This is a genomic window from Streptomyces sp. SP17BM10, from assembly GCF_036322405.1.
Classification (GTDB): Bacteria; Actinomycetota; Actinomycetes; order Streptomycetales; family Streptomycetaceae; genus Kitasatospora.
The window spans coordinates 18,247-40,948 of the sequence record NZ_JAQYXB010000606.1 but is presented as its reverse complement, the minus strand read 5'-3'; the positions used below and the strand labels follow the sequence as shown (position 1 = coordinate 40,948).

General features: G+C 74.1%; 24 protein-coding genes. 16 read left to right on the top strand and 8 right to left on the bottom strand.

Annotation, left to right across the window (positions count from 1 at the left end):
• From PUR71_RS22470 to PUR71_RS22455, 4 genes are all read left to right on the top strand, one after another.
• A partial coding sequence (locus PUR71_RS22470; protein ID WP_329924255.1) for an acyl-CoA dehydrogenase family protein occupies positions 1–138 on the top strand: 138 nt, incomplete at its 5' end.
• 83 nt (positions 139–221) lie between these two features.
• Positions 222–386 (top strand): hypothetical protein, encoded by a 165-nt coding sequence (locus PUR71_RS22465; RefSeq protein WP_329928874.1) that lies wholly within the window; start codon positions 222–224, stop codon positions 384–386.
• A gap of 114 nt (positions 387–500) precedes the next feature.
• Complete coding sequence (locus PUR71_RS22460) at positions 501–1,733, top strand: beta-ketoacyl-[acyl-carrier-protein] synthase family protein (RefSeq protein ID WP_329928873.1); 1,233 nt, start codon at positions 501–503, stop codon at positions 1,731–1,733.
• Positions 1,734–1,811: 78 nt separating this feature from the next.
• Positions 1,812–2,282, top strand: coding sequence for a GNAT family N-acetyltransferase (locus tag PUR71_RS22455; RefSeq protein WP_329928872.1), 471 nt, complete (start codon positions 1,812–1,814; stop codon positions 2,280–2,282).
• Positions 2,283–2,302: 20 nt separating this feature from the next.
• On the opposite strand, the gene PUR71_RS22450 is transcribed toward PUR71_RS22455, so the two are convergent.
• Both PUR71_RS22450 and PUR71_RS22445 read right to left on the bottom strand, forming a co-directional pair.
• Positions 2,303–2,806 (bottom strand): WapI family immunity protein, encoded by a 504-nt coding sequence (locus PUR71_RS22450; protein WP_329928871.1) that lies wholly within the window; start codon positions 2,804–2,806, stop codon positions 2,303–2,305.
• 29 nt (positions 2,807–2,835) lie between these two features.
• A complete protein-coding gene (locus PUR71_RS22445; protein ID WP_329928870.1) occupies positions 2,836–3,444 on the bottom strand; it encodes an NAD(P)H-dependent oxidoreductase in 609 nt (202 codons plus the stop codon).
• Between the two features lie 247 nt (positions 3,445–3,691).
• On the opposite strand from PUR71_RS22445, the gene PUR71_RS22440 reads away from it, so the two are divergent.
• Positions 3,692–4,150, top strand: coding sequence for a MarR family winged helix-turn-helix transcriptional regulator (locus PUR71_RS22440; protein WP_329928869.1), 459 nt, complete (start codon positions 3,692–3,694; stop codon positions 4,148–4,150).
• A 16-nt stretch (positions 4,151–4,166) separates the two neighbouring features.
• Here PUR71_RS22440 and PUR71_RS22435 read toward each other — a convergent pair whose 3' ends face one another.
• Positions 4,167–4,559 (bottom strand): MerR family transcriptional regulator, encoded by a 393-nt coding sequence (locus PUR71_RS22435; protein ID WP_329928868.1) that lies wholly within the window; start codon positions 4,557–4,559, stop codon positions 4,167–4,169.
• 201 nt (positions 4,560–4,760) lie between these two features.
• On the opposite strand from PUR71_RS22435, the gene PUR71_RS22430 reads away from it, so the two are divergent.
• The 4 genes from PUR71_RS22430 to PUR71_RS22415 all read left to right on the top strand — a co-directional run bounded on the left by PUR71_RS22430 (position 4,761) and on the right by PUR71_RS22415 (position 7,243).
• Positions 4,761–5,255 carry a peptidylprolyl isomerase gene (locus tag PUR71_RS22430; RefSeq protein ID WP_329928867.1) on the top strand — a complete coding sequence of 165 codons (495 nt, stop codon included), beginning with the start codon at positions 4,761–4,763 and terminating at the stop codon, positions 5,253–5,255.
• Between the two features lie 223 nt (positions 5,256–5,478).
• Positions 5,479–5,934: a barstar family protein gene (locus PUR71_RS22425; protein WP_329928866.1), complete on the top strand. Its 456-nt coding sequence runs from the start codon at positions 5,479–5,481 to the stop codon at positions 5,932–5,934.
• Between the two features lie 122 nt (positions 5,935–6,056).
• Complete coding sequence (locus PUR71_RS22420; RefSeq protein ID WP_329928865.1) at positions 6,057–6,314, top strand: GNAT family N-acetyltransferase; 258 nt, start codon at positions 6,057–6,059, stop codon at positions 6,312–6,314.
• A gap of 116 nt (positions 6,315–6,430) precedes the next feature.
• Positions 6,431–7,243 (top strand): arylamine N-acetyltransferase family protein, encoded by an 813-nt coding sequence (locus tag PUR71_RS22415; RefSeq protein ID WP_329928864.1) that lies wholly within the window; start codon positions 6,431–6,433, stop codon positions 7,241–7,243.
• Positions 7,244–7,285: 42 nt separating this feature from the next.
• Here PUR71_RS22415 and PUR71_RS22410 read toward each other — a convergent pair whose 3' ends face one another.
• Positions 7,286–7,963: a phosphotransferase gene (locus PUR71_RS22410; RefSeq protein WP_329928863.1), complete on the bottom strand. Its 678-nt coding sequence runs from the start codon at positions 7,961–7,963 to the stop codon at positions 7,286–7,288.
• Positions 7,964–8,101: 138 nt separating this feature from the next.
• On the opposite strand from PUR71_RS22410, the gene PUR71_RS22405 reads away from it, so the two are divergent.
• A complete protein-coding gene (locus tag PUR71_RS22405) occupies positions 8,102–8,698 on the top strand; it encodes a hypothetical protein (RefSeq protein ID WP_329928862.1) in 597 nt (198 codons plus the stop codon).
• Positions 8,699–8,824: 126 nt separating this feature from the next.
• Here PUR71_RS22405 and PUR71_RS22400 read toward each other — a convergent pair whose 3' ends face one another.
• Positions 8,825–10,135: an LCP family protein gene (locus PUR71_RS22400; protein WP_329928861.1), complete on the bottom strand. Its 1,311-nt coding sequence runs from the start codon at positions 10,133–10,135 to the stop codon at positions 8,825–8,827.
• 419 nt (positions 10,136–10,554) lie between these two features.
• On the opposite strand from PUR71_RS22400, the gene ssuE reads away from it, so the two are divergent.
• The 6 genes from ssuE to PUR71_RS22370 all read left to right on the top strand — a co-directional run bounded on the left by ssuE (position 10,555) and on the right by PUR71_RS22370 (position 18,691).
• Positions 10,555–11,109: an NADPH-dependent FMN reductase gene (gene ssuE, locus PUR71_RS22395; protein WP_329928860.1), complete on the top strand. Its 555-nt coding sequence runs from the start codon at positions 10,555–10,557 to the stop codon at positions 11,107–11,109.
• A gap of 321 nt (positions 11,110–11,430) precedes the next feature.
• The gene (locus tag PUR71_RS22390; protein ID WP_329928859.1) at positions 11,431–12,213 is read left to right on the top strand and encodes an ABC transporter ATP-binding protein; all 783 of its coding nucleotides are present in this window, start codon (positions 11,431–11,433) and stop codon (positions 12,211–12,213) included.
• A gap of 16 nt (positions 12,214–12,229) precedes the next feature.
• Positions 12,230–14,800: an ABC transporter permease gene (locus tag PUR71_RS22385; protein WP_329928875.1), complete on the top strand. Its 2,571-nt coding sequence runs from the start codon at positions 12,230–12,232 to the stop codon at positions 14,798–14,800.
• Between the two features lie 144 nt (positions 14,801–14,944).
• Entirely contained in the window at positions 14,945–16,960 is a 2,016-nt protein-coding gene (locus PUR71_RS22380) for a hypothetical protein (RefSeq protein ID WP_329928858.1), read from the top strand.
• Between the two features lie 18 nt (positions 16,961–16,978).
• The gene (locus PUR71_RS22375) at positions 16,979–18,019 is read left to right on the top strand and encodes a glycosyltransferase family 2 protein (RefSeq protein ID WP_329928857.1); all 1,041 of its coding nucleotides are present in this window, start codon (positions 16,979–16,981) and stop codon (positions 18,017–18,019) included.
• A 42-nt stretch (positions 18,020–18,061) separates the two neighbouring features.
• Complete coding sequence (locus tag PUR71_RS22370) at positions 18,062–18,691, top strand: acyltransferase (RefSeq protein WP_329928856.1); 630 nt, start codon at positions 18,062–18,064, stop codon at positions 18,689–18,691.
• Positions 18,692–18,696: 5 nt separating this feature from the next.
• Here PUR71_RS22370 and PUR71_RS22365 read toward each other — a convergent pair whose 3' ends face one another.
• The 3 genes from PUR71_RS22365 to PUR71_RS22355 form a co-directional block, all read right to left on the bottom strand.
• Positions 18,697–20,220 carry an LCP family protein gene (locus tag PUR71_RS22365; protein WP_329928855.1) on the bottom strand — a complete coding sequence of 508 codons (1,524 nt, stop codon included), beginning with the start codon at positions 20,218–20,220 and terminating at the stop codon, positions 18,697–18,699.
• A gap of 148 nt (positions 20,221–20,368) precedes the next feature.
• Complete coding sequence (locus PUR71_RS22360) at positions 20,369–21,583, bottom strand: LCP family protein (RefSeq protein WP_329928854.1); 1,215 nt, start codon at positions 21,581–21,583, stop codon at positions 20,369–20,371.
• 36 nt (positions 21,584–21,619) lie between these two features.
• Positions 21,620–22,411, bottom strand: coding sequence for a TIGR03089 family protein (locus tag PUR71_RS22355; protein ID WP_329928853.1), 792 nt, complete (start codon positions 22,409–22,411; stop codon positions 21,620–21,622).
• Positions 22,412–22,702: the final 291 nt, after the last annotated feature.

The window sequence follows — 22,702 nt, the reverse complement described above, 5'->3', positions numbered from 1 at the left end:
GCGGTCCAGTTGCTGGGCGGGTACGGGTACACGCGGGACTACCCGGTGGAGCGGATGATGCGTGACGCGAAGATCACGCAGATCTACGAGGGCACCAACCAGGTCCAGCGCATCGTCATGGCCCGCAACCTGCCGTAACACGCACGGCCCTCGAACGACCCGGCGCCCCCGGCCGATCCCCATCGGCCGGGGGCGCCGGCGTTCCCCGGGCACCCCGGGCCGTGCTGATCGTCGAGCCGGGCGCGTTCCGGACCGGCTTCGCGGGCGGCGGCGCCCTCGCGCACGCCACCCCGATCGCCGCGTACGACCACGGACTTCGCCGACCTCGCAACCTAGGGAAAACCTACAAAGAGGCCGTACTCGAATCGGTGCCCTACGGCCTCTGAAGAGCCCTCAATCCCCTGCCAGAGTGGCACAGGTGTCGACCGCTCTCCGGGCCCATCGGCGCGAAGGGCGGTTTCGATTTGTGGCCTCTCGATAAACGTAGGGAGAAATATTTCATGCATGCCGACAGGGGTGCCGCCGGCGCCGGCCACGTCGTCGTCACCGGGCTCGGAGCAACCACGCCGCTCGGCGGGGACGTCCCCTCGACCTGGGCCGCGATGCTGACCGGGCAGTCCGGGATCGCGGCCATCGAGGACGCCTGGGCCGCGGACCTGCCCACCCGGATCGCCGGCCGTCTGAAGGTCGAGCCGTCCGAGGTGATGGACCGCGTCCAGGCCCGACGGCTGGACCGTTGCGAGCAGATCGCGCTGATCGCCGCCCGGCAGGCCTGGGCCGACGCCGGCTCGCCCGAGGTCGATCCGGAGCGCCTCGCCGTCGTCATCGGCACCGGCACCGGCGGCGCGGTCACCATGCTCGCGCAGGACGACGTGCTGGAGGCCTCCGGCGTCCGCAAGGTCTCCCCGCACACCGTGCCGATGCTCATGGCCAACGGCCCGGCCGCGTGGGTCAGCATCGAACTCGGCGCGCGGGCCGGCGCGCACACCCCGGTCAGCGCTTGCGCCTCCGGTGCCGAGGCGATCGCCCTCGGGCTCGACCTGATCCGGCTCGGCCGCGCCGACGTCGTCGTCGCGGGCGGCGCCGAGGCCTGCATCTGCCCGCTCCCGATGGCCGGCTTCGCCCAGGCCAAGGCCCATTCGACCCGCAACGACGAACCCACCCGGGCCTCCCGGCCGTTCGACGTCGACCGGGACGGCTTCGTGATCGGCGAGGGCGCGGTCGTCCTCGTCCTGGAGCGCGCCGAGTTCGCCGCCGCGCGGGCCGCCCGCACCCACGCCGCCCTGGCCGGCGCGGCCGTCACGTCCGACGCCCACCACATCACCGCGGCGTCGGCGGAGGGCCAGGTCCGGGCGATGCGGCGCGCGGTGGCCGAGGCCGGGCTCGCCCCGCAGGACGTCGCCCTCGTCCACGCCCATGCGACGTCCACCCAGATCGGCGACCTCGCCGAGGCGGAGTCGGTCACCGAGGCGATCGGGCTCCACCCGGCCGTCACCGCCACCAAGTCGCTCACCGGGCACCTCTTCGGCGCGGCCGGCGCGCTGGGCGCCCTCACGGCCGTCCTCGCCGTCCGGGAGGGGATCGTGCCGGCCACCGCCAACCTGGAGCGCCTCGACCCGGCGGTGAAGCTCGACGTCGTCGCGGGCGCGCCGCGCACCGGGGCCGTGCCGGTAGCGCTCACCAACGCGTTCGGGTTCGGCGGGCACAACGCCTCGCTGGTGTTCACGCGCTGAGCCCGGGACCGGGTCCTGACGCCGGGGCCGGGCGAAATCCGGGCGACGCGAGGCCGAGCGCCTCGTAGTCTGACGGCCATGCCCCGCGACCTGCGCCTCGAGCCCGTCACCCCGGCCACCCTCGACGCCGCCCTCGCCCTGCGGGTGCGGCCGGGCCAGGAGGGGCTGGTCTCGCCGGTGGTGAAGTCGCTCGCGCAGGCGTACGTCCACGGCGACACCGCGTGGCCCCGGCTGATCTTCGACGGCGAGCGGCCGGTCGGGTTCGTGATGGCCTTCTTCGACATCACGTTCTACCCGGAGAGGCCGGAGGACGGGCCGCGCTCGGGCCTCTGGCGCCTCCTCGTCGACGCCGACGCGCAGGGCGGCGGCTACGGGCGCTTCGCGGTCGAGCAGGTGTGCGCGGAGGTCCGCCGCCGCGGTGGCACCCGCGTCACCGTCACGTACGTCCCCGGGCCGGACGGCCCCGCGGGGTTCTACGCCCGGCTGGGCTTCCGGCCGACCGGGGAGACGAGCGGCGACGACGTGGTGGCGGAGCTGGAGCTGGTCTGAGTCCGGGGCGGGGCGGGGGCTCAGCGTTCGGGGAAGGGCGCGAGCTCGGCGTCCCAGGTGTCCGCGGCCGCGCGGAGCTCGGAGGGGGAGAGGAGGAACTCGGCGGTGTAGCCGGGCCACTCGTCGTCCGCGTCCCCGTCCCCGTCCCCGTCTTCGTCCTCGTCCTCGTCCTCGGCGTCGAGGTCCACCCACGGCGGCGCGGCCTCCAGCGCGAAGCGCACCCGCACCAGCCGCCGTCCGTCCGTGGGCTGCTCTTCGGCGAGGCCGAAGGCCAGCAGCGGCTCGGTGAAGGCGAGTGCACCCGGGCTGCGGGCCGGGTCGGCGGCGGCCCGCAGCCACCGCGAGATCCTCCGCGCCTCCCAGGTGGTCAGGCACGCCTCGACGAACCGCCACGATCCCTGCGGCGCGGCCGCCGCGCCCACGATCACCAGCCAGTTGTCGTCGAAGCTCTCACCGCGCGCCGTCCCGAACTGGTAGCTGCGCGGCCGCAGGTCGAGGCGGTGCGGGGAGTCTTCGAGGAGCATCCGGCCATCGTGTCACCGCGCCCGCCCGGTCACCGCAGGAGGGCCGCCGCCTCGGCGCGGGCGCGGTCGAGCCAGGCGGCGCGGGTCGGGGCGGACGCGTCGGTGACGGTGCGGAAGACCGTCCGGCGGACGTCGGTGACGCCGACGTACGGGAGGACGCAGGCGGCCCAGATCCGCTGGAGGGGATCGCCGAACTCGCTGCGCTCGCGCTCCTCCGGGGTGTCGGAGGTGTTGAGGACCAGGGCCCGGCCGGCCCGGAGCAGCCCGGCGGGTTCGCCGTCGGCGGTGCCGAGCTTGTACGCGACGCCGGGCGCGAGCACGCGCTGGACCCAGCCGGTGAGGACGGCGGGCGGCATGCCCCACCAGTTGGGGTGGATCAGGACGAGGGCGTCGAGGGTGGCCACCTCGGCGCGGTGCAGCGCGAGTTTCGGGTCGGCGGGCGCGTCGGCGGCGTCGACGGTGCCGGTCTCCTCGGCGGTGAGCAGGGCCGGGAACCCCTCCGCGTAGAGGTCGTGGGCGCGCACGTCGCAGCCGTGTCCGCGCAGTTCGGCCACGACGGCGTCGTACAGCGCGTGGTTGAAGCTGCCCGCCCGCGGGTGCGCCAGGTAGACCCCGATCCGGTCGGTCGTGTCGCCCATCGTCCCGTCCCTCCCCGGCCGTCCGCCGCGTGCGGGCGCCGCCTCGTCCGGGGATGCTACTGAACGGCCGCTGGTCGCGGGCCCGTTGGGCCGAGGCCCGGTCGTGGGCCGGGGCGCGCTCCGCGTCGACCGGGGTGAACGGTCTCGGACACGGCGGTGCGCTTTCGTTCGGGGGGAAAGCCATTGCGTGTGCACGCACGCGCCGGGGAAAGCGTGCATGCGCACGCAACTCGGTACGATGAACGGCATGAACCGTGCCGACCTCACCCTGGGCCCGCTTCCGGAGCGCGATCACGCCTTCTACGGGCTGGTCTGGGCCGGCGCCACGCTGGCCGCCCGGGTGGACCGCGAGCTCGCCCGGGTCCACGGGCTGCCGCTGTCCTGGTTCGAGGTGATGCTGTGGCTCAACGGGCAGCAGGAGCCGGTCGCCGCCTCCGACCTCGGGGCGAAGACGATGCTCAGCCGCAGCCAGGTGTCCCGCGTGGTCGACGCCCTCGCGGGGCGGGGGCTGGTGGCCCGCTCGGCCTCGGAGTCGGACGCCCGCTCGGTGCGGATCGAGCTGACCGAGCAGGGCCGCGCAGCGTTCGCCGAGGCCGACGCGACCCGGCGGGCGGCGCTCGCCCCGGTCTTCGACGACCGGCTCGACGACGCGGACATCGCCGCTCTGGAGACGGTCTGGCGCAAGCTGAAGGAGCCCAGGCCGTAGGCCTGGGAGCGACCCGCTAGCGCGCGTCGCGCCCGGCCGGGCCGAGCGCCGGGCGACCGGAGGCCGTCTGGATCACCTCGTCCAGGACCTCGCGCGAGCGGGCCAGGTCGGCGATCATCCGGTCGATCCGCTCCCGCTCGGCGGAGAGCTCCTCGACCAGGAGCGGGGTGGCGATCTCGTTCGGGCCGCCGTCGGTGTCCCGCATGCAGGGGAGGATCTCGTGGATCTTGCGGCTGTGCAGTCCGGCCGCGAACAGCTCCTGGATGAGGATGACCCGGTCCACCGCGCCGTCCGGGAAGTCCCGGTGCCCGCCGAGGGTCCGCTCGGGGGCCAGCAGGCCCTGCTTCTCGTAGTAGCGCAGGGAGCGCTCGCTCACGCCCGTGCGCCTGGCCAGTTCACCGATCCGCATGTCGCCCACCCCGTCGTCGCGATCGAACGCCCGCCCCGCTCGAAGCCGACCCCGATCGTAACTTCCGCGCCCGGTACGGTGGAGCGCTACCGAGCGGTGCCTCGATGGCGGCCGACGGCGTGGCGGATAACACGGCGGTGGGGGAGGGCGGCCCGCCGGGGGTGTCGCGCGCCGGACCGCCGGTCGTGCCATGATCCCTGCATGGCTTCCAACGTTTTCTTCGACATCACCATCGACGACGAGCCCGTCGGCCGGATCGTCTTCAAGCTGTACGACGACGTCGTCCCGGTCACCGCCCGCAACTTCCGCGAGCTCGCCACCGGCCAGAACGGCTTCGGCTACGAGGGCTCCGGCTTCCACCGCGTGATCCCCAGCTTCATGCTGCAGGGCGGTGACTTCACCAACCACAACGGCACCGGCGGCCGCAGCATCTACGGCGAGAAGTTCGCGGACGAGAACTTCGAGATCAAGCACACCCGCCCGGGCCTGCTGTCGATGGCCAACGCCGGCCGTAACACCAACGGCTCGCAGTTCTTCATCACCACCATCGTCACCGACTGGCTGGACGGCAAGCACGTCGTCTTCGGCGAGGTCGTCGAGGGCATGGACATCGTGAAGCTCATCGAGTCCAAGGGCTCGCAGAGCGGCCGCACCTCGGCGAAGATCACCATCGCCAAGTCCGGCATCGTCGAGTGATCACCGGTGCGTGACCGGGCTGCGGCCCGGTCGGACCGGTACCGCGTACCGCCCCGTCGTGGAACGTCGGATCCGCCGACCGCCCACTCCGGGGCGGTGGCGTTTGCGGACCCCGTTGCGGGCGTCTTTCCGCCCGCCGGCGCCGCCGGCCCGTCGGCCGGCCGGGTGAGCCCCCGGCGCGGCGGTGTCCGGCGCCGGCGGGCGGGACGGTAGAGCTACCGTCGTGACGCACCCCAGCCCGCCGGAGAGACTGCTCGCCGAGGCTCGGTGGGACCTCCTCCCGGGGCATCCGTGGGCGGGCCTGGCCCGCGTCCCCGCCGGGGACGTCCGCCGGGTCGCGATCGACGGCGGCGACTGCCGCACCAAGGCCGGCCTGCTCGCCGGCTGGGCGCGAGCCCTGGACTTCCCCGCGTACTTCGGCCACAACTGGGACGCCTTCGAGGAGTGCCTGGGCGACGTCCTCCACCCCGCCGGGGAGCCGGACCGGCCGCCGTCCCGGTTGCTCGTCGTCCTCACCGGCGCGGACGGGCTCCTCGCCGACGCGCCCGAGGCCGAACTCACCACGCTGCTGCGGATCCTGGACGCCGCCGCCGTGGACCACCTGCTCGCCGTGCTGTTCGCGGCCCAGGACCCGTCCGGCACCGCGTACCGGTTCCGGGCGGCGGCCCGCGCGCTGTGAGCGCTGCCATGGTGATCAACTGGTCTGTCCGGTAACGGAACTCGGCCAGTCGGCCCAGTCGTCGAGACCAGTGCGCCGGAAAGCGGCGCACCCGACGTGCGGCGCGACCAGGGTCCGGCGGCATGAGCCTTGACGTCGAGGTCGTCCGGGAGACGACCGACGAGTTGGTGGCCGCCTTCGAGGACGTGGTCGTCGACGCGGGGACGCGCGGCAAGGGCGTCGGCGCGGCCCCGACCGAGGAGGCCGTACGCCTGGCGCGCGAGGCGGGCGCCCGGACCCTCGACCTGACCTCCCGGCCGTCCCGCGCGGCCGCGAACCGCCTCTACGAGCGCGTCGGCTTCCAGGCCCGGGACTCCACGGTCTGTCGCTCCGCGGGCTAGCCCGCGCCCACTGCGTGGGAAGTCGGCCGGTCCGACGCCCCGCGCAGGGGCCGAGGCCGAGGGCGTAGGACCAATGGACGATGGCAGGCCGGCCCGCGTCCGGGTGGAATGGTCGGATGGACCACGCGCCCCGCACCGAGCAGCCGTACGGCGGCCTCACCGCCGCCCAGCGGTCCGCCTACCTCGAGCGCATCGCCCTCCCGGAGCCCGGCGTGCCGTCCCCGGAGGCGCTCGCCCGGCTTCAGCTCGCACACCTGCGCGCCGTCCCGTTCGAGAACCTGAGCATCCACCTCGGCGAGCCCGTCGTCCTCGACCCGGACGCCCTGGTGGCGAAGGTGGTGACCGCTCGCCGCGGCGGCTTCTGCTACGAACTCAACGGCCTGTTCGCCGAGTTGCTCGCCTCGCTCGGCTACCCGGTGAGCCTGCTGGCCGCCCGGGTCTTCGACGGCGAGCGGCCCGGCCCGCCGTTCGACCACCTCGCGCTGCGGGTGGACCTCGACGAGCCGTGGCTGGTCGACGTCGGCTTCGGCCGCTTCAGCCGGAGCCCGCTGCGGCTCGACGGGCGCGGTGAACAGGCGGACGCCCATGGCACGTTCCTCCTCGTCCCGGCCGGCGCGCACGGGGACCTGGACGTCCTCATGGACGGCGCGCCGCAGTACCGCCTGGGCCTGCGCCCGTACGAACTCGCCGACTTCCGCCCGACCTGCTGGTGGCAGACCACCTCGCCGGACTCCCCGTTCACCCGCTCGACGACCTGCTCGGTGCTCACCGCGGACGGCGGCCGGGTGACCATCGCCGGGAACCGCCTGATCACCACCACCCCGGCGGGCGGGCGCAGCGAACTCACGCTGGCCGACGGCGAGGCCCTGGAGGCGTACCGGGCCCACTTCGGGATCACGGTGGACCGCGTCCCGCAGGCCCCGCGCTAGCCGGTGCCACCGCCCCGGCGGCCTACGGCTCCCGCCCGGGGATCACGGCGCACCGCGGCCCGCGCCGAGTGCCAGGGCCGCCGCCGCGTCGAGCCGGGCCGCCTCCGCTGCGGACAGCGTCGGGTTGGCGGCCCGGCGGGCCCGGGCGGCGGCGAGGTCGCCGGGCCCGCCGAGGCGCCGCACCAGCGCGGTCAGGACCGCCCGGGCGGCGGGCGCGAGGTCGGCGGGGAGCGTGAGCGCGACCTCCGCCATGATCAGCGTCGACGTGCCGGTGTCCAGGGCGGGCGGGCCCCCGGCGGCCGTCGCCCAGTCGATCACCACCGGTCCGCGCGGCGTCATGAGCACGTTCTCCGGGTGCAGGTCGAGGTGCAGGATCCGGTGCGCCGGGTCGCCGCCCGGCCGGGGCGGGACGGCGTGCAGCCGCAGCAGCAGCCCGGCCAGCAGCTCTCCGGCCGCTTCGGGCGCGAGCTCGCCGGCCACGAGGGCGTCGCGCATGGTGGGGCCGGCGAGGCGTTCCAGGACGAGTTCGCCGGGGGCGGCCCCGGGGCTCGCGGCGGGCACCGGGTAGCCGTGCCGCGCGAGGTGCCGCATCACGGCGAGTTCGCCGGAGGTGTCGCCGCCGTCGCGGTACCGGCGCAGCACCCGGTGTGCGTCCAGGGCGAAGACGTCGGCCGTCCGCCCGCGCCCCAACAGCGCTCCGGCGCCGCTTCGTTCGTCCACGCGGGGCAGGGTAGCGCCGGGCCAGGGCCGTCCGGGCCGGAATCACACAATCACTCCGGGTGGCCGCGCGGTCGCCGTAGGCTCTTATCGCGCGGGCGGGCCGCGCTCAACTCCACTCTCCGCCGAGGTGGTTCGCCGATGGAACCGATGGAGCAGCCGATGGACGCGATGGGGCAGGGCCTCGACGACGCCGAGGTGACGTACGAGCAGGTCACCGTGGTCTCCCTCGCGGCGGGCGAGCCGGCCAACCCGGCGCGCGTCCCGGTCCGCGTCTCGCGCGAGGTGATGACGGTCAAGCGCGTGGCGAGCTACTGGGTGCGCTGGGACGAGCGGCGCGGCCCGGACGACATCCGCCACCACGCGCGGTGGGTGCCCGACGAGGAGTACGTCCGGCCGGAGCCGGGGAGGGCGGACGGCACGCTGACGGTCACCGTCGCCGCGTACTGGACCTATCGGGCGGACGGGCGTCCGCGCCGCCGCACCAGCGAGACGGTGGTCGCCTTCCGCCCCGGCGAGACCGAGCACGAGCTCGTCCTCGAACGCCCCGACCCGCAGCACCCGGCCGCCCTCGCCGTGCACCTGGCGGACGCCCGCTGGGTGGACGGCGGCCGGGCGCGGGAGATCCACTACGGCTACTCGGGCCCGACCGAGGCCGAGGGCGCCGACGACGGTGAGGGGGAGTGGCTGGTGCGCTTCCCCGAGTACGTGACCGGCCTGCAGCCCGTCGGACGCTAGCGCCGGGCCCGGCAGGTCCACGGCATCCGGGCGTGTCCTTCCCGCCGAACGCGAGCGCCTCCTGGGCCGAGTGGCCCAGGAGGCGGTGGATCGGCGCCGGCGGGCGCTCCGCGTCGTACGGATCCGCTACTTCACGTCCGGCACGGCGGTGTCGTTCTTGAAGGCGTCGAACACCTGCTTGGCCTTGGCGGTGTCCCACTTGACCGCCGACTCGCCGGTGTTGGTGCGGAAGTCCGCGTTGCCGATCGGGATGGTCATCGACTTGCCGCCGCCGCCGTTGACGTCCTTCATCGCGAGGAAGAGCGAGCCGAGGTCGGTGAGGCCCGTGTCGTCGTCGACGATCAGCGTGCCGAGGCCGGCGTCGACCAGCGGGTAGAAGGTGAACGGGTCGAGCAGCGTGCCGGGGGAGGCCGCCTGGTGGGCCAGGGCGGCGAGGAACTTCTGCTGGTTGCGCATCCGGCCGAGGTCCTGGTCGGCCATCTGGTGGCGCTGGCGGACGAAGGCGAGGGACTGGGTGCCGTTGAGGGTCTGGTCGCCGGCCTTGAGGTCGAGGCCGGAGTCCCGGTCCTTGATGTCCTGGTCGATGTGCATCTGCACGCCGCCGACCGCGTCGACGATGCCGACGAAGCCGGAGAAGCCGATCTCGGCGTAGTGGTCGATGCGGATGCCGGTGTTCAGCTCGATGGTCTGGACGAGCAGCCGGCCGGTGCCGTTGGCGAAGGCCGAGTTGATCTTCGAGGTGGTGGCCTTGACGGTCTTGCCGCTGCTGGTCTTGTACTCCGGGATCGGCACCCAGGAGTCGCGCGGCACGCTCAGCAGGGTGTTCCCGTTGTCCCCGATGTGCAGGATCATCATCGAGTCGCTGCGCTTGCCCTCGACGTCGTGACCGGTGTGGAGGTTCTCCTCCTGGGCGTCGCTGAGGCCCTCGCGGCTGTCCGAGCCGACGATCAGCCAGTTGGTGCCCTTGCCGGCCGCCGGGCGGCCGGGGTAGTCGGCGAGCACGTTCTCGTGGTTGACCTTGGAGTCGGCCCAGAAGTAGGTGGAGACGGCCGTCACCATGATCGCGACGAGCAGGCCGAAGACCGTCCACTTGGCGATCCGGCCCTTCGACCAGCCCCTGCGCCCGGCCGGGCCCGCCGCGGGCGGACGGGTGCCGCCGGGGGCGCCCGGACCGCCGGGGCCGCCCGGTCCACCCGGGCCGCCGGGCCGGCCGGGGCCCTGCTGCGGCGGGACGCCGCCGGTGCGGGAGGGCTCGGGCTGCCGCGGCGCCGGGGCGCCCGGCCCGCGCGGGTTCAGTCCGGCCGGCAGCGGCGGCTCGGCCGACGTGCCGCCCCCGCCGCGTCCGTACGCGCCGCCCCCGTTGCCGCCGCCGTACGGGGTCCCGCCGTTGTACGGGTTCCCGCCGCCGCTCGGGCGGCCCTCCTGCCACGTGTTCATGTGGACGAGGATGCCCGAAGGCCTCCGTCCTGACTCCCCCCGGGGGCCCCACCAGGCCTCTTGTAGCAGTTTTGATGCACGCGCCGGATCGTTCCGCCGCAACTTCCCCCGTGCGCGCGCCCTTGGGGGGTGCCGGGGGCGCCGGCGTGATCCGTCCCACTCCGGCGTTCACCTGCCGAAACGATTCTTGACCGCCCCGAAGACGCCGTGTTTGCATTTTTGGCATGGATCAGCGGAGGACCCTCACGCGTCGGCGGCACGTCGACCTCAAGCGTGTGTCCCGTTCGCTCTGTCGTGGCTGACGCGAGCCCCGTCGAATTCCCCAACTTCCTTTTCTCCGGCGGCGGAACAGCCGCTACCCCCCCGCGGCGGCAGCACCGCCGCGTCCGCGTCGTCCCGCGTCCCGCAGAGGTGAACCCATGGCCACCGTCCTGTCCGTCTCCGGCTCCCCGTCCGTGACCTCCCGCACGACCCGCCTCCTGCGTCACGTGGACGGCCGGCTGGCGGCCCGCGGCCACCACGTGATCCCGTTCGAGGCCCGCCACCTGCCCGCGCACGCGCTGCTCTCGGGCGACTTCGACCACCCCGAGATCGTCGCCGCCACCGAACTGTTCGCCCGTGCCGACGGCGTCGTGATCGGCACCCCCGTCTACAAGGCCGCGTACTCCGGCCTGCTGAAGGCCCTGCTCGACGTCCTGCCGCAGTACGCGCTCGCCGGCAAGGCCGTCCTGCCGCTCGCCACCGGAGGCTCGCCCGCGCACGTCCTCGCCGTGGACTACGCGCTGCGCCCGGTGCTCAGCTCGATGGGCGCCGGCCACGTCACCCAGGGCTGGTTCGTGCTCGACCGCCACATCACCGCCGCGGAGGACGGGACGACCGTCGTCGAGCGGGAGACCGACGCGCTGCTCGCCCCCGTCGTGGACGCCTTCGCGGTGGCGCTGGAGCGGCTCGCCGCCCCCGCCCTGGCCCGCTGACGGGCCGCGGCCGGGGCCCGTACGGGCCGTCCCCGAGAAGGGCCTCGGCGACCCCTAGGGGGAGGGCCGCCGCACCCCGTACAACTCCCGTTGGCCCGCTTCATCCCGCCGGAGGACGAGCGCTCAGCCACCGGCTCCTAACGTGGTTCATACATCCCCGCCCGTCCGGAACCGGCCCGATCGCGTCGGGCCGGCGCCCCGGTCCGCCGGGCAGGGTGGGGACAACCCCCGGTCGAGGACTGCTGCTTCCACCATGTCGTGGGACGGGTGATGGCGACCAGGCTGGGGGCAACGGGTGGGCCCATTCCTTAGGAGACTCCAGTGACGACGGCAGCAGCCGTGTTCGACCACCAGCTTCCCGGCGAGTCCGCCGTCGCCGCCTCGGCCCGTCAGGTCACCAAGGCGTACGGCGCGGGCGAGACCAAGGTCACCGCGCTGGACGCGGTCGACGTCGACATCCAGCGCGGTCGCTTCACCGCGATCATGGGCCCCTCCGGTTCCGGCAAGTCGACCCTCATGCACTGCCTGGCCGGCCTCGACACGGTCAGCGCCGGGCACATCCGGATCGGCGACACCGAGATCACCGGCCTCAAGGACAAGCAGCTGACCAGGCTGCGCCGGGACAAGATCGGCTTCATCTTCCAGGCGTTCAACCTGCTGCCGACGCTCAACGCGCTGGAGAACATCACGCTCCCGATGGACATCGCCGGCCGCCGGGTCGACGAGGCCTGGCTGGCCCAGGTGGTGGAGACCGTCGGCCTGGCCGGCCGGCTCAAGCACCGCCCGACCCAGCTCTCCGGCGGCCAGCAGCAGCGCGTCGCGGTGGCGAGAGCCCTGGCCGCCCGTCCCGAGATCATCTTCGGCGACGAGCCCACCGGCAACCTCGACTCCCGGGCCGGCGCCGAGGTGCTGACCTTCCTGCGCCGCTCGGTCGACGAACTCGGCCAGACCATCGTCATGGTGACCCACGACCCGGTCGCCGCCGGGTACGCGGACCGCGTGCTCTTCCTCGCCGACGGCGTGATCGTCGACGAGATGCACTCCCCGACCGCCGACTCCGTCCTGGAGCGCATGCGCCGCTTCGACGGCAAGCGCACCAGCTGAGCGGGCGGGACGACGCATCATGATCCTCAAGACGTCACTGCGGAGCTTCTTCGCCCACAAGGGCCGGATGGCGCTCTCCCTGATCGCCGTCGTGCTGTCGGTCGCCTTCGTCTCCGGCACCCTGGTCTTCTCCAACACCGCCACCAGCACCTTCGACAAGCTCTTCGCCGCGACCGCCTCGGACGTGTCCGTCCAGCCACCGAAGCCGGCGGACGACGACGAGCAGCGGCCCGGCGACAAGCCGGCCGTGCTCCCGGTCGCGCTCGCGCAGCAGGTCGCCGCGGTGCCCGGCGTGAAGACGGCCATCGGCCAGGTCATGGTCGGCGACGCGATCCTGGTCGACCCGGCCACCAACAAGCTGATCGGCCCGACCAGTGGCGCGCCGACCCTGGTCGGCAACTGGACCGACACGCCGCGCAATCCGGTTCGCATCACCTCCGGCCACGTCCCGCAGACCGCGGGCGAGCTGGTGCTCGACGCCGACACCGCGAAGAAGGCCGAGCTCGGCCTCGGCGGCAAGGTGCGGGTCGACAACGCGAGCGGCAAGCACGAGTTCACCGTCGCGGGCATCGCGACCTTCACCACCACCAACCCCGGTGCGGCGCTGGCCTTCCTGGACACCCCCACCGCGCAGCAGGTGCTGCTCGGCGAGGCGGCCTACACCTCGGTCGAGGCCTTCGGCGACGGCAGCCGCAGCGACGCGCAGCTCAAGGCCGACACCCTGGCCAAGCTGGGCGGCGGGTACCAGGTCAAGACCGCGGCCGAGCAGAAGGACGAGAACAACAAGAGCGTCGGCAGCGGCCTCGACTTCATGAAGTACGCGATGCTCGGCTTCGCCGGCGTCTCGCTGCTCGTCGGCGGCTTCCTGATCATCAACACCTTCTCGATGCTGGTCGCCCAGCGCACCCGGGAGATCGGCCTGCTGCGCGCCATCGGCGGCAGCCGCGGCCAGGTCAACGGCTCGGTGCTGGCGGAGGCGCTGATCCTCGGCGTGCTCGGCTCGACCCTCGGCATCGGGGCCGGCCTCGGCATCGCGGTCGGCCTGATCCAGCTGATGAACGCGATCGGCATGGACCTCAAGGCGAGCGACCTGCAGATCGGCCCGGACGTCTTCGTCGCCGGGTACGCGGTCGGCATCCTGATCACCGTCGTCGCGGCCTGGATCCCGGCCCGCCGGGCCAGCCGGATCGCGCCGATGGCCGCCCTGCGCGACCACGGCACCCCGGCCGAGGCGAAGGCCAACGCCGTCCGCACGGTCGTCGGCCTCCTCCTCACCCTGGGCGGCGGCGGTCTGCTGGTGCTCGCCGCGAAGGCGGAGAAGGCGGCGACCGGCGGGCAGTACCTGGGCCTCGGCGTGCTGCTCACCCTGATCGGCTTCGTGGTGCTCGGCCCGCTGCTGGCCACCGCCGTCATCAAGGTCCTGGGCGCCCTCCTGCCGGCCCTGTTCGGCCCGTCCGGCAAGCTCGCCCAGCGCAACGCGACGCGCAACCCGCGCCGCACCGGCGCCACCGCCGCGGCGCTGATGATCGGCCTGGCGCTGGTGATCGGCTCCTCGGTGTTCAGCGCCTCGGCGGTCACCTCCGCCAGCGCTCAGATCGACCGCTCGGTGGGCGTGGACTACATCGTCCGCGGCGGCGGCGCGCCGATCACCGCCGAGATGACGGACGCGGCCCGCAGGACCCCGGGCATCGACCACGTCACCACCGAGAAGGACTTCGACGCGAAGATCCAGCTCGCCGACGGCCGGAGCAAGAAGGCCGGGGTCGCCGCCGTGCCGCCGAGCTTCTTCGGCGCCGACTTCCACCTCCCGGTCGCGTCCGGCACGGCCGACTCGATCGCCCGCGGCTCGCTGGGCATCGGCGAGACCTTCGCGAAGGACAACGGCCTCAAGGTCGGCGACGCCGTCACCGTGGCCTACGGCAAGGGCCACACCCAGCAGCTGACGGTCGGCGTCGTGTTCGGCAAGAAGTCGCTCTACGGCGACGCCTCGTTCGTCGACACCGCCACCATGGCCAAGGCCGTCCCGGCCGCCGACCAGCCGGTCGACCGGGTGTTCTACGCCAAGGCCGCCTCCGGTGCCGACGTCACCAAGGTGCTGACCGCGCTGCAGGACAGCCTCAAGCAGTACCCGCAGCTGAGCGTCAAGGACCAGGCCGGCTACAAGGAGCTCGTCCAGTCCCAGGTCAACACCCTGCTCTACCTGATCTACGGGCTGGTCGGGCTCTCGATCACGGTCGCCGTGCTCGGTGTCGTCAACACGCTGGCGCTGTCGGTGGTCGAGCGGACCCGCGAGATCGGCCTGCTGCGGGCGATCGGGCTCTCCCGCCGCCAGCTGCGCCGGATGATCCGGCTGGAGTCCGTGGTGATCGCGGTCTTCGGAGCGGTCCTGGGCACGGTGCTCGGCCTCGCCTGGGGCGTCACCGCCCAGCAGGTGCTGCGCGACCAGGGCCTGGACACGCTGTCCGTCCCGACCACCACGATCGCCGTGACGCTGGTCTCCTCCGTGGTGATCGGTCTGTTCGCGGCCCTCTTCCCGGCTTTCCGGGCCGGGCGCATGAACGTCCTCGCGGCCATCGCGACGGACTGACCCGGCGGCGGGGGACGCTGGGCAAACCGGGGGAGTACGGGGGAGCGGGGGGAACCGGGGGGAACGGGGACGCAGGGGCCGGGTGCGAACGAGCACCCGGCCCCTGCGGCGTCCCCGCACTCACCGGGCTGGGATGATCGTCCGATGGTCGCCCCGGACGCCCCGCCCCTGCCCAGCGCCGCGCCCCTCACCACGGCCGCCGCCGACCGCTGGCGCGCCGCCCACCGCTTCCGGCGGCTGGACAGCCGCTGGCTCGCCCTGCTGCCGATCGCCTTCGTGGCCTTCGCCACCGCCGTCGAACCGACCGGCGGGCACTGCAACGCCGCCGGCATCTGCGCCGACACCTGGGGCGACGAGCTCGCCGCCTGGTCGGTGATCGCCGAGACGATCCTGCTGCTCGCCCGGGTCCGCGCCCGGGCGCTGGTGCCCCCGGCCGTCCTCGCGGTGCTCTGGTACGTCCCGGACGGCCTGGTCACCACCGCCGGCCGCTGGACGGCGGTCCTGGTGCACGTCCTGCTCTCCGTGGTGCTGATCGGCGCCGAACTCGGCCGCCGCCGCGCCCGCCAGGACCTCGACGAGCTGATGGCCCCGCCCGTCCCGTACCCGTGGACGGCCGCTGGCGCGCCGTCGCCCGTCACCCCGGGCCGTCCGCCCGTGGTGCGTCGCGTCCTCGGCGCGGTGCTGCTGGTCGTCGCGCCGGTGATCCCCCTGTACGGGCTGTGGGCGGAGGCGGGCGAGGCCGACCACCGCGACCGGGCGACGGCGGTCACCGGCACGGCCGGCGCCACAGACGGGGACGGCGTGCTGACCGTCCGCTACCGCCCGCCCGGCGGCGGCCCCGAGCGCACCGTCGACCTCGACGTCACCTTCGCCCGGCCGCCGCGGCCCGGCGACGGGGTGCCGCTGCTGGTCGACGGCGACTGGGTCCGCGCGGCGGGCGTCGCGTACAGCCCGGTGGAGGACGTCTTCGGCGCCGGTCTCCTCGCGCTGACCGGCCTGCTGGTGCTCGCCTCCGCCGCCCGGGCCGAGGCCCGGCGCCGCCGGCCCGCCTTCGCGGGCTCCGCCCCCGCGCTCGCGGTCCGGGTCCGGGCCGACAGCGGCGGCGACCTGCTCGTGGAGCCGCTGGACGGCCCGCCGGGCGGTCCCGCGCTGTGGCGGCTGGTCGAGGACGAGGGCTACCGGTGGGCCCGGTACGGCGCCGAGGACGGCTCCGGCCCCGGCTGGGTGCCGCAGCGCGAGCAGACCCCCGACATGGAGCGCGACTTCCTCTACCCCGACTACGCGCTCGACCTCCACGACGAGGAAGGCGACGGGGACGACGAGCACCACGACCACGACCCCGGGATCCCCCTCCCGCCCACCGAGGCCGCCGTCCGCCTCGCCCGCGCCGAGCTCAGCGTCGACGCCGTGCTCTACCAGGGCCCCGACGGCCCCGAACGCCAACTCCTCGTCCGCCCCGGCCTGCTGGAGCACGAGCCGCACTGGCTCGCCGCCGTCGTCGCCCCCGCCCCGCGGGACCCCCGCGTCGGCCGGAGCCGCCAGCGCTACTCCGATCCGGACCTGACCGTCTCGGCGCTGACGGCCGAGACGGTCGCCGCCGCCCCCGAGCCCGGCCCGGACGCCGAGCCGATGACCGCCCGCCGCTGGGAGATGCCGTTCGCCCTGCGCGCCGCGGCAGGCCCGGCCGCCGCCGTCCTGCTCGCCGCGCTCGTCGTCCTCCTCGACGCCGACGGCTGGTGGAGCGGCCTCGTCCGCCCGCTCTGGACGGGCTGCCTCGGCATCCTCTTCTGCGCCCGCCCGCTGTCCTGGCAGATGGTCGTCGACCGGGACGGCCTGCGGGTCGCCACCACGCTGCGCAGCCGCGTCTTCCGGTGGCAGGAGATCAACGCCGCCGCCGTGCACCGCAACGCCCTCACCATCCAGCTGCGCTCCGGCCAGGACGTCACCGTGGCGAGCCGCCCGGCGGCCTGGCTGGCCGGCCACTTCGGCGACCGCTGCGACCCGAGGGAAGTGGCCAGGACCGTCGCCACCGCCGCCCACCGGCCCGACCTGCGGCCGGCCACCAGGCTGGCGGACCGGCTCGGCGACCCGCAGCACGTCCTCAACCGGATCGCGCTGCTCGGCTTCGCCGCCTTCACGCTCGTCCACTACCTCCTCTGACCGGTACGGTTGGCCGCGATGAACACCAAGGCTGCTGAGGAGCTGCCGGCGGTCTCCGTGATCATGCCGGTGCTCAACGAGGAACGACACCTGCGCACGGCCGTCCGGCACATCCTGGAGCAGGACTACGCCGGCCCGATGGAGGTGGTGATCGCCCTCGGCCCGTCCACCGACCGCACCGCCGAGATCGCCGCCGAGCTCACCGCCGAGGACCCCCGGGTCCGGACCGTGGAGAACCCCACCGGCCGCACCCCGGCGGGTCTCAACGCGGCGATCCGCGGCTCGCGCCACCCGATAGTGGTGCGCGTGGACGGCCACGGCCTGCTCACCCCCGGCTACGTCGCCACCGCCGTCCGCCTGCTGGACGAGATGGAGGCGGCCAACGTCGGCGGCATCATGCACGCCGAAGGCGAGACCGAGTGGGAGAACGCCGTCGCCGCCGCGATGACCTCCAAGATCGGCGTCGGCAACGCCGCCTTCCACACCGGCGGCCTGGCCGGCCCGGCGGACACCGTCTACCTCGGCGTGTTCCGGCGCGAGGTGCTGGAGAAGCTGGGCGGCTACAACGAGGAGTTCATCCGCGCCCAGGACTGGGAGCTGAACTACCGCATCCGCCAGGACGGCGGCCTGATCTGGTTCACCCCGCAGCTCAAGGTCACCTACCGCCCCCGGCCGTCGGTGCGCGCCCTCGCCAAGCAGTACAAGGACTACGGCCGCTGGCGGCGCGTGGTCACCCGCTACCACCGCGGCTCGGTCAACCTGCGCTACCTGGCCCCGCCGACCGCCTTCCTCGGCGTCACGCTCGGCCTGGTGCTCGGCGCGGCCGTCCACCCGGTCTTCCTCGCCGCGCCCGGCGCGTACCTGCTCGGGATCCTCGGCGGCTCGGTGGCCGAGGGCCGCGGCCTGTCCGCCAGGGCGAAGGCGCTGCTCCCGGTGGCCCTCGCGACCATGCACCTCAGCTGGGGCCTCGGCTTCCTGACCTCGCCGCGCTCGCTCGCCGACAAGGTCATCGCCAGCACCGCGCCAACCCCGGACAACGTCCTTGCCGACGCCCGCTGACCGACCCTCGCCGGCCCGCCCCCGACGCTAAAGTCGTTCCCCATGGGGACGGTTGAGGGCGGGGCCGCGGCCGGCCCGCGCATCGCGCCGAGCGCGGACGTGGACGAACGGGCCGCCATCGGCGCCGGGACGACGGTCTGGGACCTCGCCCAGGTGCGCGAGCACGCGGTGCTCGGCGCCGAGTGCATCATCGGCCGGGGCGCCTACATCGGCCCCGGCGTCCGCATCGGCGACCGGGTCAAGGTGCAGAACCACGCGCTGGTGTACGAGCCGGCCGTGATCGAGGACGGGGTGTTCGTCGGCCCGGCCGTCGTCCTCACCAACGACCGCTACCCGCGCGCGATCGAGCCGGACGGCCGCCTGAAGCGTCGATCCGACTGGCAGGCACAAGGAGTGACACTCCGTCAGGGGTGCTCGATCGGCGGCCGGGCGGTCCTGGTCGCCGGGGTGACGGTCGGGCGCTGGGCGCTGGTCGCGGCCGGCGCCGTGGTCCACCGCGACGTCCCGGACCACGCGCTGGTCGCCGGTGTCCCCGCCCGCCGCATCAAGTGGGTCGGCCGCACCGGCGAGCCCCTGCTGCCGACCGGCGAGGGGCACTGGCACTGCCCCCGCACCGGCGACCGCTTCGTGGAGGCGGACGGCACCCTCTGCCTCCTCCAACCCCCTTCGTAGGGCGACTACTTCGCGCAGACGTCGGTGTCGTCCGCCTGCACCCGCTGGAGGTCCGTCGGGGCCTGCGTCGGCGCCGCGGACGGCGCGGCGGGCGCCGCGACGGCGTCCTTGCCGAGCACCAGCACCAGCGGCCCCTTCGCGGCGGCCTTCGGGTCCGGCCGGGCGGCGTCGCCGGGCAGGGCGAGGGCGGCGGCGAGGGCGGTGGCCGCGTCCTCCTGCTCGGCCGGGTAGGAGATCGAACTGGTCGCCGCCGCAGGAGCGTTGGGGCCCGTCGCGGCCTTGGTGAAGCCCTTGACCCGGAGCTTGTCCACGGTCGTGCCCGACAGCCCCTGCGCCCCGCTGCCGTTGCGGACGGTCACCTGGACGTCCTTCGGGTCCACCGCCGGTGCCGTGGGCGTGCCCGGCGCGGCGGCGGTCGTCTCCGGCGCCGCCGGGGCGGCGGTGGCGGCCTGCGCGGTCTCGGTCAGCGAGCGGTCGCCCGCGATCATCGAGAACACCTGTCCGGCGTCCGGCTGCTTGAGGACCAGCCGGTTCTCGTCCTTCGGGTCGTCGAGCACCGGCACGGTCGCGAAGGTGATGTTCTTCGTGTCCACCTTGCTGATGTCCAGCGCGAGGTCCTTGAGCTTGTCGACGCTGCCGATGCCGGAGTCGACGGTGAGCGCCTTGGTGGCGGCGTCCGCGAGCTTGTACAGCTTCGCGGGGTTGGTCAGGGTCCCGTCACTCTTGATCTGGCGGATCATCGAGCTGATGAACTGCTGCTGGAGCGGGATCCGGGTGAGGTCGCCGCCCAGCCCGACCCCGTGCCGGGTGCGGACGAACGCCAGTGCCTCGTCGCCCTGCACGACGTGCCGGCCCCTGCTCATCTTCAGGTGCGACTTCGGGTCGTTGATGTCCTTGGCGGCGCACACCTCGACCCCGCCGACCGCGCTCGAGAGCGTCTTCACCGCCTCGAAGTTGACCTGGACGAAGTGGTCGACCCGGATCCCGGTGACCTTCTCGACGGTCTTCCAGGAGCAGCCCGGGTCCCGGCCCTCCTGCCCCAGGCTGTTGTTGAACATGTCCCGGGCGGAGCCGGGTATCCGCTTGCCGTCCGGCGCCTGGCACTCCGGGATCGGCACCATCAGGTCGCGCGGGATGCTGATCACCGTCGCGTTGGAGCGGTCCTTGGCGACGTGGAAGAGCAGCGTGGTGTCGGCGTGCCCCGAACTGCCCGCGTCGCCGTAGTCGCTCCCGAGGCCTTCGCGGCTGTCGGTGCCGAGCACGAGGATGTTCAGCGCGTCCCCGGCCGCCCTGGGCCGCTCCGCCTCGTCGCCCAGCTGGACCTTGACCGAGGTCAGGTTGCTGTTGAAGTGCTGGTACAGGTAGTACGCCCCGCCGCAGCCGGCGGCCATGACCAGCGCGCCCGTCCCGGCCGTCCACTTGAGCGTCCGGCGCCGGCGCCTCGTGCGTCTGGCGACGGCCGCCCGCCGCTGCGCCGTCCGGTGGCCCTGCCCGCTGTGCTCGCCGGTTTCGGGTTTGTCCTTCTGCACGGGCTTCCCTACGTCCGGCGGGTCACGGGGTGCGGCACACCGGGGGGATGGGCCGATCCGGACACAGTAGACGAGTCGAACGGGGGAATTGCCGCGGGTATGACGTCCGTCACAAGCAGGTAATAGGAGCGTAAAGTCCGGAGGGCGGTCAGTGCTGCGGGCAGGCGTCCACGTCGGCCGTGCGCCCCTCGAAGACGGGCGAGGCGCCGGCCGTCGGCGAGGCGGAGGGCGAGGCCCCGGCGGCGCCGTCCGACGCGGGCGAGGCCCCGGCCGTGGGCGTGGGCTCCGAGCCGGGCGGCCGGACGGTGATCCGGCGGTCCTCGCGCAGCGCGGCGAACAGCTGGCCGGTCTGCGGCTGCACGAACTCGTCGCGGTCCGAGTCGTAGTGGTACGGGCGGCGCGGCGCGGTCAGGAACACCACGTCCGCCGAGGGGATGCCGCGCAGGTCCTGGGTGAGGTCGTAGAGCGCGCCGAGCGAGGACAGGCCGCCGTCCGCCTTGACGGAGGAGGTGGCGGCGTCCAGCACCGGCCACAGCTTCGCCGGGTTCAGCAGCACGCCCTGCGACTGCACCTTGCGGATCAGCGCGGCCAGGAACTGCTGCTGACGGCCCATCCGCTGGGTGTCGCTGCCGTCGCCGAGGCTCTCCCGGGCGCGGACGTAGCCGAGCGCCTGCTCGCCCTGGAGGGTCTGGCGCCCGGCCGGCAGGTCGAGCTTGGCGTCCTTGTCGTGGATCGGCTGCGGGACGCACACCTCGACGCCGCCGACCGCGTCCACCATCGACTTGAAACCGTTGAAGTCGAGGATCACGTAGTGGTCGACCCGGATGCCGCTGAGCTGCTCGACGGTGCGGATCGAACAGGCCGGGCCGCCGAGTTCGAACGCCCAGTTGAACTGCATGAGCGCGGGCTTGCTCCGGGTGCCGTCCGGCTTCTCGCACGCGGGGACGGTGACCATGACGTCGCGCGGGACGGAGACGGCCGTCGCGTGCCTCCGGTCCGCCGCCAGGTGCAGCAGGATCGTCGTGTCCGAGCGCTGGGTGCCGGACTCGCCGCCGTAGGCGCCGTTCGCGCCGGAGCGGTCGTCGCTGCCGATGAGCAGGATGTTCTCGGCGCCCTTGGCCCCGGCGGTCCGGCTCGGCCGCTCCGCCTCCAGTTTGGCGAGCAGCTTGTCGGTGGCCGTGTCCGTCCGGATGTTCCCGTCGAGCTTGCGGTAGGCGATCCAGAGCAGCACGCCGGTGGCGACGAGCAGGAACGCGACGACGCCGGCGGTGATCATCAGCCACCGCCGGCGCCTGCGGGGGCGTCCGGGCGCGTCCGGGGGAGTGTCGGTCGGGGGGTGCGCGGTGTCGTCGTCCTCGGCCATGGCAGGGATCCCTACCCGCCGGGCCGGCGGCGGGGGTTACCCGAGGCGCAGTGTCACCCGTTCGGAGTCGGCCCGCTTCTCCCACTGCTCGGCCGTCAGGCCCTCGGAGTTGCGGCACAGCACCACCGAGGCGCCGGCCGCGAGCGGCGCGAGCAGACCGGCCTCCAGGCCCGTCCAGTCGTCGTACGACAGCGTGGACATCACCCGGTCGCCCGGGTTCAGCCCGAGCCGCACGGCGCCCTCGCGGGCCAGGGCGACGGTCTGCTCGCCGGTCAGCTTCAGCGGCAGCCCGTCCACGCCGGTCTCCAGGGCGGGCGCGTCCGGGGTCACGGGGGAGTACGGCGCGAAGCGGTCGCCCTGGCCGGGCACCTCGGCGGCGTAGTCGAGGAAGCCGTCCGGGCGCTGCGGGAAGCGGCCGCCCAGCGGGCGCAGGGCCAGCGCGACCCGCTCGCCCTCGCAGGCGTGGGCGGACTCCAGGCCGTCCGGTCCGCTGACCACGAGGTCGGCGGTGGCCGGCTCGCCGCCCGGCACCGCCGTCACCCCGACCGACCAGCAGGCCAGCAGCCAGACGGCGCTCTGCCAGTGGGCGGGCAGGAGGAGGGCGGCGCGGTCGCCGGGACCGGCGTTGAGCTCGTCCTGGAGCAGGTTGGCGGTCTTGGCCACCCAGTTGTCGAACGTCCGGGCGGACAGCTCCACCCGTTCGCCGGTGGCGTCGTCGTAGAAGGTGACCAGCGGGGCCGCGGGGTCGACCGAAGGGGTGCCACCTCGCAGGTATGCGTGCAGCAGCTCGACGGGGGTGCGGGCATCGGCAGCGAAAGGCGCAGTCATGGTGCGCCCCAGCCTAAGGCCTTCGGGTGTGACCCCGGGAGGGGTGCCGGACCCGGCACGGGGCGGCGTGGCGACCACCCGTGTTCGCGGCGACGATCCGGTTTACGCGCCTCTCACTCCCCGCGACCCTGCGCGCCGTCCTGCTGATCCAGCCCGCCGCGACCGCCTTCGCCGACTCGTCCGGCGCTCCCGCCCCTGCGAAGGGCGGCGGCCACACTGCAGAACCAGTGAGCGAGGGCTGCACGGGCCGCTCCCCACCCCTTGGTGCCCCTCCCCCTGGTCCCCGCGTCC

Bases quoted from the DNA above. Each gene is read 5' to 3' on its own strand.
- PUR71_RS22370 (WP_329928856.1), top strand. From the start codon at position 18,062: ATGGGGACGGTTGAGGGCGGGGCCGCGGCCGGCCCGCGCATCGCGCCG.
- PUR71_RS22435 (WP_329928868.1), bottom strand. From the start codon at position 4,559: ATGCGGATCGGTGAACTGGCCAGGCGCACGGGCGTGAGCGAGCGCTCC.
- PUR71_RS22440 (WP_329928869.1), top strand. From the start codon at position 3,692: ATGAACCGTGCCGACCTCACCCTGGGCCCGCTTCCGGAGCGCGATCAC.
- PUR71_RS22460 (WP_329928873.1), top strand. From the start codon at position 501: ATGCATGCCGACAGGGGTGCCGCCGGCGCCGGCCACGTCGTCGTCACC.
- PUR71_RS22400 (WP_329928861.1), bottom strand. From the start codon at position 10,135: ATGAACACGTGGCAGGAGGGCCGCCCGAGCGGCGGCGGGAACCCGTAC.
- PUR71_RS22450 (WP_329928871.1), bottom strand. From the start codon at position 2,806: ATGCTCCTCGAAGACTCCCCGCACCGCCTCGACCTGCGGCCGCGCAGC.
- PUR71_RS22430 (WP_329928867.1), top strand. From the start codon at position 4,761: ATGGCTTCCAACGTTTTCTTCGACATCACCATCGACGACGAGCCCGTC.
- PUR71_RS22355 (WP_329928853.1), bottom strand. From the start codon at position 22,411: ATGACTGCGCCTTTCGCTGCCGATGCCCGCACCCCCGTCGAGCTGCTG.
- PUR71_RS22380 (WP_329928858.1), top strand. From the start codon at position 14,945: ATGGTCGCCCCGGACGCCCCGCCCCTGCCCAGCGCCGCGCCCCTCACC.
- PUR71_RS22415 (WP_329928864.1), top strand. From the start codon at position 6,431: ATGGACCACGCGCCCCGCACCGAGCAGCCGTACGGCGGCCTCACCGCC.
- PUR71_RS22360 (WP_329928854.1), bottom strand. From the start codon at position 21,583: ATGGCCGAGGACGACGACACCGCGCACCCCCCGACCGACACTCCCCCG.
- PUR71_RS22375 (WP_329928857.1), top strand. From the start codon at position 16,979: ATGAACACCAAGGCTGCTGAGGAGCTGCCGGCGGTCTCCGTGATCATG.
- PUR71_RS22455 (WP_329928872.1), top strand. From the start codon at position 1,812: ATGCCCCGCGACCTGCGCCTCGAGCCCGTCACCCCGGCCACCCTCGAC.
- PUR71_RS22420 (WP_329928865.1), top strand. From the start codon at position 6,057: ATGAGCCTTGACGTCGAGGTCGTCCGGGAGACGACCGACGAGTTGGTG.
- PUR71_RS22405 (WP_329928862.1), top strand. From the start codon at position 8,102: ATGGAACCGATGGAGCAGCCGATGGACGCGATGGGGCAGGGCCTCGAC.
- PUR71_RS22445 (WP_329928870.1), bottom strand. From the start codon at position 3,444: ATGGGCGACACGACCGACCGGATCGGGGTCTACCTGGCGCACCCGCGG.
- ssuE (WP_329928860.1), top strand. From the start codon at position 10,555: ATGGCCACCGTCCTGTCCGTCTCCGGCTCCCCGTCCGTGACCTCCCGC.